Raw genomic sequence first — 12,300 nt, 5'->3', positions numbered from 1 at the left:
GCCAGTAGCCGGGCATTGAAGCCGAGACCGGGGACACGATGACGCAATAAGCGCGCTGTATTATCGCAACGCGATGAGCAGGAAGCAATTTGGCGCTGCCCCATCGACCGCATGGTTACGACGAAGCCGCGGCCTTTGGGCCGAGCTCAGAGGTGACAATAGCGTGAACGCCGCCGACCGTCACTCCCCACCAGGCGGTCAGGTTTTGCGGTTCGGGCCGAGCAAAAATACTGTCAAGACAGCGAGGAACGTGGCAACCGCGCTGTAGACAAAGACACTGGCAATACCCGTGTGATCCACCAATAGGCCACCGCAAGTTGTGCCGGCTGCGATGGCCACTTGGAAGGTTATGACCATCAGTACACCAGCGCTCTCGGCCTGTTTCGGAGCGGCGCGTAGCACCATCCATGTCTGCAATCCGACCGGGACCGCGCCAAAAGCAAAGCCCCATACGGCAACTGCAATTGCCGAGGTCAAGGCCGATGCTCTCATGGTCAGGAGCGAGACAGCGGCTACGGCAATGAGCAGGGGCGGCAGGGCCGCGACCGCCTTGAGACTGTGTTTGGTGAGGAATGCGCCGGCTAAATTGCCGAAGACGCCGGCCGTGCCAAAAGCAAGGAACACGAGCGGGATTGACTTCTTGTCGAGCGCAGGAACGCTCTCGAGAAAGGCGCGGATGTAGGCGAAGCTGGCAAAATGGCCGGAAGCGACCAATAGCACGACTAGCACCGCAACCTTCATCGCCGGATTCTTCGCGACATCCAGCGGACTGCGGAATCTGCGCACTTCGATCGGAGGCAGTGGCGGAATGGTTACGAGTTGCACGAGCAGCGCAACGGCACTCACGATTGCGGCGACCTTGAACGAGGCTCGCCATCCCCAAATGTCACCGACATAAGCGCCGATTGGAGCCGCGCAGACGGAGGCGACAGAAACGCCGGTGAGGATGACCGACATGGCGCGCGGCATGAGGTGACTTGGAACCAGCCGCATCGCCAACGCTGCCGAAATTGACCAAAAACCACCAAGCGATATGCCAAGGACGACGCGTGCCGCCAGCAAAACCGGCAGCGACCCCGCAACCTCCGCCAGAACGTTCGACAGGATCAGCAGGAGCGTCATCGCCCAGATGACGACCCTGCGGTCCAGACGCTTTGTCACGATGGCGATTATCGGTGCCGAGATCGCCGCGACGATTGCGGCCGCTGTTAGCGCCTGTCCAGCCGTGCCCGTGGTGATACGGAGATCATGCGCGAGCGGTGTCAGAACGCTGGCGGGCAGAAACTCTGCCGTCACAAGCCCGAAGGTGCCGAAGGAAAGCGAAATGATGGCACCCCATGCAGGGCCAGAACGTTGATAGGGACTTTCTGGGTCAAGCCGATCTCGGTCGAACAAAGCCGCGTCCACTAAATCTGTCGCCGATTCGGTCATGAATGAGTTCTCCGGCTAGGAGCTGTTGCAGCAGGGGTGGCTACATCGCCGGGGATCAAAGCCGCGAGACCTTCCGGCGGCGGCCAGTCGGCATCAGTCGAGGCCTCGGAGCCCGACGCATCCGAGGCCTCATCGGAGGGCCGACGGACCCAACCGTCGACAATGCGGGAGAGTTCTCGGCGCGGTCGCATCGATCGCATTCGTCGAAGTGCGGTCTGTTCACTGCGAACCAAGCAAGCCGAACGCGGTGTCCTCGATCGAGGCCTTGATGGGGGGATGATCGACGATCTCTATATTGCTTTGAAGCAGGAAGTTCCGTCGCCATATGTGGTTATCCTGGCAGCCAGAATTGAGCGGTTGTCGCAAGCACCAAGGCGGTCGCAATGAGTGCAACGAGGCGGAAGTCTGATCGATGGCTGCGGTTCGATGGCCGCGCGATCGACAAAATTGAGGTGATGAGTTATCCCTTTTGAAGCCGTTGCTCCCAATTCTGGGATAAGGTAATTGCAGGCGGTCCCAGCAACGTCGGGCGGCCTTTTTGGTGATCGAATTCATGGGACGACACTCTCGGTCCGTGACGCATCTGCGAATGACTCCGCAAGTTCCGTGCCATCAACGACAAATCTGGCTCTGCTGAGCGGGTGGTGGAGGCACGAGCGTGGGCTATCCCAAGAGCTTGCCGCAAGGTTGTTCGAAGTTGAGGTGCCGGATAGACCGCAAATATGTCGGGCGGCCTGGGGTTGGCCAACACGAAGATGCGCAAGTTCAAAAGGACGAGCTGAACCCTTGCCGATATCCATCCGAGGCTGATCTGGAGAAGGTCAAGAACTGCGTCTTGAAGGCTTCCGCCGCACCGGCAAATGCTAAGCCAAGGTGCTGGGCAAGATGGACAGGGCCATCCAACCCGTCGACTGGACGCTCATTAATGGCGTCGGTGTGGCTCTGTAGCTGGCGAGAAAAACGCCCTGCTGAAAGACAAAAGCTCGTGTGGCCGGCTCTGAAGGACGGCCAATGAGGCATGCGAGGAGAGGCTATAGTCCATTCGTGTAGACTGATCTTGTCCTACGGAGGCGGCTAACCACCCCGCCAGACATCATCGAGGGGAGCGCCACTAGGCTCACCCCAAGTGTTGGTCGTTTCCACCTGGTGACCTCGGCCAAGTCACCAAGCCGCTTAGCGCAAGCTTTCGAACTGGATGCTCCCCGGGCACATGATCGGCTAGCGATCCCACCAGTTGAGTTGCTCCAAGTCGCTGTCTAGCATTCTACATTCTGTGTCCGACGCTGGACAAGAATGTTGCAATCCCGACCAGCAAGTCAGCGCAGGCGCCACCTGTTGCCCAGCAAACGGCAAGGATTATCGAAAGACGAATTCGGCACGGAGCTTGCACCGACGATTGCATGCAAATGCCGACAGCATCTCATGAACGGTCTCTCGATTCTGGCGCGGTTAAATCGCGGCCGGTTCCAGATCATGTCCCGCCCGAAATGGTGAGGGACTTCAACCTGTTTACGTCGCCCGGCATGTTGCCGACGGCTAACGGGGATCCGCATGCAGCGGTTGCTTGCGTTCATGCCGGGCCTCCGATCTTTTATTCAACCAGCAACACGCGCGACGGTCGGGGTACCTGGGTCATCACTCGCGCGAGCGACCAGCGCCGGGTGCTGCAGGACACCGAAACGTTTTCCAGCCATCGCAGCATCTTCGCCTCTGTGCTCGGCGAGAGCTGGCCGATGATCCCGCTTGAGCTCGATCCGCCATTCCACGGTGTTTTTCGCTCACTGCTCAATCCGCTGCTTTCGCCAAAGCGGGTAATGGCATTGGAGCCGGCTGTCCGGGAACGAGCGATCAAGCTGATCGACAGGATCGCCGCATCAGGCACGAGCTGCGACATCATGAAGGATTTTGCAGTTCCGTTCGCGGTCAATATCTTCCTTCGCTTTATTGGGCTTTCGGACAACGGACTAGAAACATTTGTCGGCTGGGCTAGAGATCTGCTCCACGGCGATAAGGAGCAACGACCACCCGCAGCCCGGACGATCGTGGCCTTCATCGACGAACTTGCCACCGAGCGCCGCAAGGAGCCGGTCGATGATTTCATGACCTTCATCGTGAAGGCAAAGGTCGAGGGTCGTCTGCTCAGTGACGAAGAAGTCCGTGGCATCGGCGTGCTTGTGTTCGTCGCGGGACTCGACACGGTCTCAGCAGCCATATGCTTCGACTTGGCCCATCTCGCGCGCAACCCCAAAGATCAGGAATTGCTACGAAGCGAACCTGACCGGATTGCCGTCGCTGCGGAAGAATTGCTGCGCGCCTATTCGACCATTCAGATGATCCGAGTGGCAACGAAGGATGTCGACTTCAAAGGCGCGCCGATCCGCAAGGGAGATTATGTTTCCTGTGCCACGATGATTGCCAATCGTGACCCGGCGGAATTCGAATGCCCGAATGAGATCGATCTGGCGCGCGAGGACAACCGGCACGCTGCCTTTGGCTATGGTCCCCATCGTTGTCTTGGCTCACACCTTGCCCGGCGGGAGATTGTCATTGGCCTGGAGGAGTGGCTGGCGCGCATCCCAGCCTTTCGGATCAAGACAGGGACTGAACCTATCACCTTCGGCGGCCATGTGTTCGGGATCGAGAATCTGATCCTGGAATGGTCCTGAAGTTTCAGCCAACGACATTGGAGTTCGCTATGCGTGTCGTCGTACATAAAGCCAGATGCCAGGGTCATGCGCGCTGCTGGGCGCGGGCGCCGAGAGTCTTCAAGCTTGATGACGCCGGCTACATCTTGCCCGGTGATATTGATGTTGCCGATGGGGAGCAACTGCTTGCCTCAAAAGGGGTACGAGCCTGCCCCGAACAAGCTCTGGAAGTTGACGAGCCCCCCGCTAACTCAGTTGTAGAGAGAGACACACGCAAAGTGCAGACTGGCATCGGGAAGGACAAAACAATCATACAATTCGCGACAGACCCTGTCGACCACGCGAAAATTACCGAACTGCGTGACCGAGAGGCGATCCGCAACTGCCTGTATCGGTACTGCCGCGGGATAGACCGCGCCGATGAGGCGGCGCTGCGTAGCGCATACTGGCCCGAAGCGTATGACAGGCACGGTCCCTATTGCGGACCGGCAGAGGACTTCATCCAATTTGCTCTCGGTCTGCCGGGGCACCGTAACATCCATCAAATCACGAACAGCCTGATCGACTTCATCAGTTCAGCAGAGGCCGCGGTCGAGAGCTATTTCACCGCGCTGCAACGCGGACCGGATACAGACCAAGAAATACGTCAGACGCTGCTTTGCGGCCGTTACTGCGATCTGTTTCAGAAGAGGCAGGACGAGTGGCGAATTGCGGAACGGACAGTCGTCTACGATTGGGTTGAGGAGCAAATCCCGCCAGCGATTCTTGAGGCAGATAGGTTCGGCCGGCGACAGCCGATTGGAGCACCACATCCAGACGATCCCATCTACCAGTTGCTCAAGGGTCACATCCCCACCGACCAAGATGGCGTCGAGGGTCCCCAACTGGGAGCTGCATAAGTGGGTAGGAATGGAGGATGAGCGCCCTACGGGAACGACATCTGTGTGGGGCCGCGACTGGCGGTCACTGCAACGATTTGGCTCGGCCCTTCATTCCGCCCAAGGTTGATGGGCTGAGATCACAAGCGGTCATCGTGGAGAAGCTCTCGTGAAACTGGCAGCACGCACCGTAATCATCACAGGCGCTGCGGGCGGGATCGGCCGTGCCCTGGTCGATATCCTTGCCGCGGACGGAGACACTGTAGTTGCGGTGGACCTTCCGGGCAGTGGTGTGGTTGAACTGGCTCGGGATCTCGGGTCGCCGCACGTCGGTCTGGAGTGCGATGTGTCGCGAGAGAAGGACATGCTCTCACTTTTCGGCCAGGTCGAAGCACGGTTCGCGCAAATCGATGTCCTCATCAACAATGCGGCGGTTGGACCCACGATGGATAGGATCATCGACACCGCTGTCGATACCTTCCGACGCGGCGTGACAGTGAACCTTATTGGGCCATTCGTTATGGCCCGGGAAGCGGCGCGGCGCATGAAGCCGGGCGGTGCGATCGTCAATGTGGCTTCGATGGCGGGCGTGGTCGGCAATCCCAGGCGCAACGCCTACGCAGCCTCGAAAGCTGGCGTGATCTCGTTGACAAAGTCCCTTGCATGCGAGTGGGCTATGCGAGGAATCCGCGTCACGGCGGTGGCGCCGGGCTCCGTCCGCACCCCAATGGTCACAGAACTGGCACGCGCTGGCAAAATGGACCTCGCGGCGATACGCCGCCGCGTGCCGATGGGGCGCTTGGCTCGCCCCGACGAGATCGCCAGGGTCGTGCGTTTTCTGAGCAGCACGCAGGCGCGCTACATCACCGGCTCGGTGCTGGCAGTCGACGGAGGCTGGATGTCATTCAACCAGCCGGGGGATGCTCACCCGCCGGTGGATGGTGCGCTCCAAGCCGAGCTCTCCTGTCCGGCCGAATGCACAGATGCGCGAATCGTGCTCGTCACCGGTGGCGCAAAAAGCATTGGCGCGGCCGTCGCTCGCCGCTTTGCCGCGAACGGCGACACCGTCGTGATTGCTGATAAAGATGGCACTGCAGCGGCAGAGCTGGCTACATCGCTCCCCGGCAAGCATCTGGCGAAATCGCTGGACGTGGCCGTCGAGAGCGATGTGGTGTCGATGTTCGAAGAACTGAGGGGACGCTTCGGGTATATCGATGTTCTGGTCAATAGTGCTGATACCGCCGACAGGATTGTGCCTGCGATCGAGCAACTGTCGAAACAGCTCGAACACGTCCTGGATGTCAACCTTACCGGCGCCTTCACCTGCGCGCGCGAAGCGATCAAGGCTATGCGCCCGGGCGGCGTGATCCTCAATCTCGGGTCGATCGACAGCTTTCTGCCGTTCGCGCCGCGCCATGCCTACGGCGCCTCCAAGGCGGGGATGGATATGCTGACCCGTTGCATGGCGGCCGAACTCGGGCCGGTCGGAATTCGGACAGCCACCGTCGCTCCTGGCCACATCCGCACGCCCGCACTTGCTCAGTTGGCCAAAGCCGGCCGCATCGACCTGACAGCAATCGGACGACGCATCCCCATGGGCAGGATGGGACGGCCAGAAGACGTCGCAGATGCATCGTTCTTCCTTGCTTCGTCTGACGCCTCATACATCAACGGCTCGATCCTCTACGTGGACGGCGGCTGGACCTCGTTCGGTGATGCGGGAAACGCCAGCGAGCTCTATGACGAATGTTTTGCGGAGGCCGCAGGTTAATTGCCAGGCCTTCGCAGGGCGACCGGCCGAGCATTATGAAGCCTCGGCTCCACGACGCACCTGAGGTGCTTGAGATCCAAGCATGCGCATGCCGAGCACATTCCCGGTCGGCTGACGTGTCTATAACGAGGAGAAATCATGGAATTTGCCACTTTCATTCTGGCCGCCCAGCGTGGCTATCACCAATCCTCAGAAAGCGTCATCCGCAACTCCATCGAACAGGCCGTCGCTTCGGAGCAGGCTGGGTTCAACACCGCGTGGTTTGCTGAGCACCACTTCAACAATTACAGCCTCATACCATCCCCGCTGATGATGGTGGCGCACTGCGGCGGCTTGACAAGCACGATTCGCCTGGGCACTGCCGTCTGCGTGCTGCCGCTTTACCAACCGCAGCGCCTGCTGTCCGAGATCGGCTTCGCCGACATCGTTGCGAACGGCCGTCTCGAGCTCGGCGTAGGCTTGGGATACCAGCAGTTCGAGTTCGAACGGTTCGGCGTGGACATCGATGAGGCGCCGGCCGTCTTTTCGGAATACCTGGACATCATTCTCAAGGGCCTCAACCAAAACGTCTTCGAACACGACGGCCAGTATGAGAAGATCCCCCCAACAGCGATTTCGGTCCGCACAGTCCAGCAGCCGACGCCGCCTATCTGGATCGCTGGCGGAGCCGCACGGATGGCTCGGGCCTACCGCGAGGGGCACAATTTTTTTGTCACAGCCTTCCACGACGGCTTAGAGACTTTGACCACACTGCGTGAATCAGTCGAGAGGGCGGCGGCATCCGAGGAAAAGAACGTCACCGACGTCAAGATATCGCTGCTGCGCTGCTGCTATGCCAGCCACGACGAGTTGGAGATCAACAGCTATCTCGACAATGCCCGCTTCCAGCGCCGGCTTTCTGAAGCCCTGCATCAGCGTCGCCAACAGAGCCACGATGGCTACCTGCTGCAGGAGACACCGACCCAGCAGGATCTGTCCTTCGAGACCATGCGCAAAAATTTGCCGATTGGCAGCGTAAATCGCGTGATTGATCGCCTGCTGGAAGAGATCGATATCTTGAAACCGGACCAGATCGCAGTTCAGACTCAATTGGGCGACTTCGACCAAAAGACGATGCTGCGCCAGATCGAGCTCTGGGGCGACAAGATCATCCCTGCGGTCAACAAGGCGCTTTGTCATGCCGGAAGCTGAAGCCGGCCGTTACGATGATGGCTGCCTATCCAGCGCGCAATGGCGTGGGTCCGAGCTAGGGAGGAGCTTCGATCAGCATGTGCTGCCCTGCGTACATTCACGTTCGCTTGAGGAGGTCCAGGCGGGCGAGGTGTTGGCGACGGAGGGGACAGGCCTTTCGTCTGTCGAATTGCGTGATGTCTTGGCCGCAACTTTCCCGTCTACCTCCAGCAGCGTATTCGCTTTGGAGGAGTTGAGCGAGCCCGAGCCGGAACTGGAAGAGGAACTGCTACGCCGGCTGCTGCTAGCGCATGCTGCGCCGGCCGACCCGGCGAGCGCCCGCTTGGCCAAGATCATCGCCCGGCGTGCGATGCGCATGGACCATCTTTGGCGGGATCTTGGCCTCTCAAATCGCGCTGAGCTCAGCCGCCTGCTTGCCAGACATTTTCCCGCGCTGGCGGCAGGCAACACAGAAAACATGAAATGGAAAAAGTACTTTTACCGCAAGCTGTGTGAGGCCGAAGGCTTTTCGTCATGCACAGCACCCAGTTGCGGGGAATGCCATGACTTCGAAAGCTGCTTCGGCCCGGAGGAAGTTGAGAGTCGCCTCTCGCCGACCACGAATGTCGGTTAGTCACTTCGCTTGATCGCAGCTGCGGACAAACGCTTATCGCGGCGCCGTCGTATGGAGGAAGGGATGTTCATCGCCTCGCGATATTTGGTGACGGTACGGCGAGCGACATCGATGCCGGTCTCCTTGAGTTGAGCAACGATGTCTTCGTCGGAATGTACCTTGTCGAGCGATTCTTCGGCTATGATTGCCTTGATCCGATGGCAGACAGCTTTGGCGGAGTGCGCATCGCCGCCCTCGCAGGATGCGATTGGCGCAGCGAAAAAATACTTCAGCTCGAACACCCCGCGCGGAGTCAACATGTACCTGTTCGAAGTCACCCGGCTTACCGTCGACTCGTGCATGCCGATCTCGTCAGCGACATTTTTGAGACAGAGAGGCCGCAGATGGGCGGCGCCGTGTGTAAAAAAGGCATCCTGCTGGCGCACGATTTCGGTCGCAACCTTAAGGATCGTCTTAGCGCGCTGCTTGAGACTGCTGATCAGCCAGTTCCCTTTTTCCTGGCAATTGTCGAGAAACGCTTTGCCTTCCGGATTTTGCTTGGTCAGCTGCGAGATTTCGGCGACATAGGTGTGGTTGATCAACACTTTGGGCAGCGTGGCCGGATCAAGCTCCACCCGCCATCCACCTTCGGACTTGGGCATTACCCAGACGTCCGGTACGATGGTTTCCGGCGTCCCGGACTGGAACCGGTCTCCAGGCTTGGGATCGAGCGCGCGGATTTCGTTCCTCATGTCGAGGAGATCCTCCTCGTCGACTCCGCAACGCTGCTTCAATCCCTGAAAATCCCCCCGTGCAAGCATCTCGAGATTGGCGACCAAAGCTGCCATAGCCGGGTCGAACCGGTCTTGCTGGCGCAGCTGAATCTCCAGGCATTCGCTGAGAGTTCGCGCAAAAATGCCCGGCGGATCAAATTGCTGCAAGATTCCGATGACCCGTTCCACATCAGCTTGCCGAACGTTTAACGTCCTGGCCAGATCGAAAAGGTTTACCTGAAGATAGCCAGTGTCCTCCAGATGAGCGGCGAGCTGTCCGGCAATCAGCCGCTCCTGGGGGGTGAACGGGTTGAGGGCGACCTGGCGGGCGACATGGTCGTGCAATGTTTCGGTGTGGGCGGTAAACTCCTCGACGGCAGGTCGATCGTTGCCGCTACTGCGTTGCGACTTCCATTGCCCGCGCCCGCCAGACGGCCCGCCAATGGGCGATTCGCCGATTTCGCTTCTGCTTTGACTGCTCCGCTGATCCACCCCTGGCAGCGGCGAATCGTCGTCAAACGGGTCAGGCTTCAAAACGGGGTTCTTCTCGAGTGCCTGCTGCACGAGCTGATGGAGTTCAGTATGCGTCAATCGCAGCAAGCGAATAGCTTCAATGGCTTGAGGCGATAAGACCATACGTTGCTTCTGGCGTTGAAGCAGGCTTGCTGAGAGATGCATGTTGAACCGTGATCTGCCGAGGAGGCTCTAGTGTGTGCTTGGGTTGTGTGAGACTTTCCACTTCTGGGTCATGCCGCCGCCTTCAATTTGTCGAGAACGTTTTGCGGGGATGAAACGCCATAGGGGTCCGTCTCGCAGTTGTCACAGAAGCCTTCCTCCTCGAACCACTGCTCCACCACGCCATCGTCGATCAGAGCGGCGTATCGCCAGGAGCGCATGCCAAAGCCCAGATTGTCCTTCGCGACCAGCATGCCCATTTTGCGCGTGAACTCGCCCGACCCGTCTGGGATCAGCTCGATCTTCTGCAGCCCCAAGGACTTTCCCCACGCATTCATGACGAAAGCATCGTTGACCGAGACGCAGTAGATCGCGTCAATTCGCAGTTCCAGAAATTGATCATAGAGTTTTTCGAAATCGGGCAGTTGGAAGGTCGAGCAGGTCGGGGTGAAGGCGCCAGGCAGCGAGAACAGGATGATGCGCTTGCCCCCGAAATAATCGTCGGAGGTCTTGTTCTCCCACTGATAAGGATTTGGCCCCCCGATCGACTCATCGCGAACACGCGTGCGAAAGGTCACGAGAGGAACGTTCTTTCTATAGGTCATTGATTTGCTTCCAGGCCAAAGTGGTACGGTGCATTTTTCGGTTAAACTGAAGCGGCATCGACTTCGGTCGACAGTTCCGGCAGCCTCGCGCCTTGGCGTGGTTGCCTCGGACCGGTCTTGTGCAAGACCGCCCCCGAGCAGGCACGTTTAACGGCGACGAGCTTCCGCGGAGACGGGGAATTTTGCTCGCGTGCTTTATCGAGCTTTGAGAGGTAGGCATGGTCTGCAACCGTGATTTTGACTGCGTTCTATCGACCGAGTCGCAAGCGCCATGCCAATTGACCCGATGCCTTGGGTTCACTTCGGTTTTTGCAGCAACTTTCGTGTTGTGCAGTAATGCCGGTCGATATTATTGCTCAAGCAGCACTGGAAATTGGGTGCGACTCCGTTCGGCAAACCCGGCCTTTGTCCGAAGCCGGACACGAATGTCGGAAATAGCCAAACGCCAGGATCTGGGGCGGGTTAAGAAACGTTGCCGTGGGCACCGGCTTCAGCACAATTGCGCCACGCGAGCATGGCTCCCAGCGTCAATGCCGTGCAGCAGCGAGACGAAGTCACTGCAGAATATCAACCTCTGCGAAGTCGTTGAAACCCAGCATGTGCGAGCCGTTCGAGGCGCAGATCAAGGCATGCTCGAGGAAGAGCTCGTGCTCTCGGCAGCAAGTGTTGCGACGTCTGACAAGGATCGTCGCGCTTCAAGGAAAAGAACCTGAATGGTGCACGGCTTGTGAAGGCCGGCGCATGGAAATGGCTGGGCTGATCATCCTCCATGAGGGTTGAATGAAGAGCTGGCCCCTATCTCCCTCAGCTGCAACGGGGGGAGATAGGGCATGTCCGTCTATCGCGCTGGGTAACATTCCTCGGTGATGCAATAAGGGGGAGCAATTTCTCATTTCGGCAGACACGACCCAGCTCTCCTTTCATGCGCTGATTCCCCCAGGGGAAATCGCGACTCCAGGCTTCCTATGCAGCGAATCGCGGTGCTGTCCGATGTCCGACAATGTCGGATGCGGATCGTAGCTGGGCTAGATCCGTCACTTTGCCTCGATGGTTTCCCACTGGCCTTATATCTGCTTCGCCCAAATGCGGCGACATAACCTGTGCGGCATCTGTGAATGGATCGACTTCAATCGAGACCTCGGAGGTCCCGATGCGCGAAGGGAGCTTGCCGATATGACGGCCACCATAGCGAACCACGGTCCGGACGACGAGGGGACTTGGATCGGCGGGCCTGCGGCGCTGGGACACCACCGCCTGGCAATCATCGATATCCAGGGCGGCCGCCAGCCGAGGATGCTCCAGGGGGATGGCCGACCTGACTTGGTGCTCGTCTACACGGGTGAGACTTACAACTACCGCGAGCTGCGTCAACAGCTGGCCGGCCTAGTCCATCGCATGAACACGAGCAGTGACACCGAGGTGGTGCTGCACCGCCCCCGCGAGTAGGGCTCTTCGGCGGGTACACTTTTTTCACGAAATCCGTGAATGTTTCTCGCGACATCATCCCGCAATCGGTGGTGCAGCGGGTGAAGAGCCCGTATCCGGCTATCCAGAATGCCGCCTACGACAAAATACTACGTACGCGGTTCACTGTGATGCTGGACGACCTAGTTGTGGAGCTTCAACAGGTTGTCCTCGATCAGGGCGAGGCGACTGATAGGCGTTTTTGACTTTAGGCTGCCATGTGGACGATGCCAATTGTATCTGTGCAGCCAGACAGGCAGTTCGGCGGCACGATG

9 protein-coding genes and 2 pseudogenes are annotated in these 12,300 nt (G+C 59.0%); 7 read left to right on the top strand and 4 right to left on the bottom strand.

Going from position 1 to position 12,300, the window contains the following annotated elements:
* Positions 1-198 precede the first annotated feature (198 nt).
* Entirely contained in the window at positions 199-1,431 is a 1,233-nt protein-coding gene (locus EN939_RS06175) for an MFS transporter (protein WP_063169386.1), read from the bottom strand.
* A 1,487-nt stretch (positions 1,432-2,918) separates the two neighbouring features.
* Between EN939_RS06175 and EN939_RS06170 the strand changes: the two genes are divergently transcribed.
* The 6 genes and pseudogenes from EN939_RS06170 (at position 2,919) to EN939_RS06150 (ending at position 8,529) form a co-directional block, all read left to right on the top strand.
* Positions 2,919-4,097 (top strand): cytochrome P450, encoded by a 1,179-nt coding sequence (locus EN939_RS06170; protein WP_063169385.1) that lies wholly within the window; start codon positions 2,919-2,921, stop codon positions 4,095-4,097.
* Positions 4,088-4,249, top strand: a pseudogene (locus tag EN939_RS38920) (ferredoxin); the annotation flags it as partial. The gene EN939_RS06170 and the pseudogene EN939_RS38920, both read left to right, overlap by 10 nt.
* A 138-nt stretch (positions 4,250-4,387) precedes the next feature.
* A complete protein-coding gene (locus EN939_RS06165) occupies positions 4,388-4,975 on the top strand; it encodes a nuclear transport factor 2 family protein (protein ID WP_050580531.1) in 588 nt (195 codons plus the stop codon).
* A 148-nt stretch (positions 4,976-5,123) separates the two neighbouring features.
* Positions 5,124-6,725 (top strand): SDR family oxidoreductase, encoded by a 1,602-nt coding sequence (locus EN939_RS06160; RefSeq protein WP_063169384.1) that lies wholly within the window; start codon positions 5,124-5,126, stop codon positions 6,723-6,725.
* Positions 6,726-6,863: 138 nt separating this feature from the next.
* On the top strand, positions 6,864-7,916 hold the full coding sequence (locus EN939_RS06155; RefSeq protein ID WP_063169383.1) for an LLM class flavin-dependent oxidoreductase: 1,053 nt from the start codon (positions 6,864-6,866) through the stop codon (positions 7,914-7,916).
* Entirely contained in the window at positions 7,903-8,529 is a 627-nt protein-coding gene (locus tag EN939_RS06150; protein WP_063169382.1) for a nitrogen fixation protein NifQ, read from the top strand. Before EN939_RS06155 ends, EN939_RS06150 begins: the two co-directional genes overlap by 14 nt.
* On the opposite strand, the gene rpoN is transcribed toward EN939_RS06150, so the two are convergent.
* Together rpoN and EN939_RS06140 are read right to left on the bottom strand one after the other, a co-directional pair.
* Positions 8,526-9,959, bottom strand: coding sequence for an RNA polymerase factor sigma-54 (gene rpoN, locus EN939_RS06145; RefSeq protein ID WP_063169381.1), 1,434 nt, complete (start codon positions 9,957-9,959; stop codon positions 8,526-8,528). The two genes, EN939_RS06150 and rpoN, sit on opposite strands and share 4 nt — an antisense overlap.
* 68 nt (positions 9,960-10,027) lie before the next feature.
* The gene (locus tag EN939_RS06140) at positions 10,028-10,561 is read right to left on the bottom strand and encodes a peroxiredoxin (RefSeq protein WP_063169380.1); all 534 of its coding nucleotides are present in this window, start codon (positions 10,559-10,561) and stop codon (positions 10,028-10,030) included.
* Between the two features lie 1,173 nt (positions 10,562-11,734).
* Here EN939_RS06140 and EN939_RS06135 point away from each other — a divergent pair.
* Positions 11,735-12,007: a hypothetical protein gene (locus tag EN939_RS06135; protein ID WP_199489650.1), complete on the top strand. Its 273-nt coding sequence runs from the start codon at positions 11,735-11,737 to the stop codon at positions 12,005-12,007.
* Positions 12,008-12,168: 161 nt separating this feature from the next.
* Here the strand turns inward: EN939_RS06135 and EN939_RS06130 are convergent.
* A pseudogene (locus tag EN939_RS06130) lies at positions 12,169-12,300 on the bottom strand (IS481 family transposase); the annotation flags it as partial.

The sequence above is a fragment of the Mesorhizobium sp. M7A.F.Ca.CA.002.05.1.1 genome, from assembly GCF_003998335.1.
In the GTDB taxonomy this organism is placed as follows: Bacteria; Pseudomonadota; Alphaproteobacteria; order Rhizobiales; family Rhizobiaceae; genus Mesorhizobium.
This window is presented reverse-complemented; position numbering and strand designations above follow the sequence as displayed.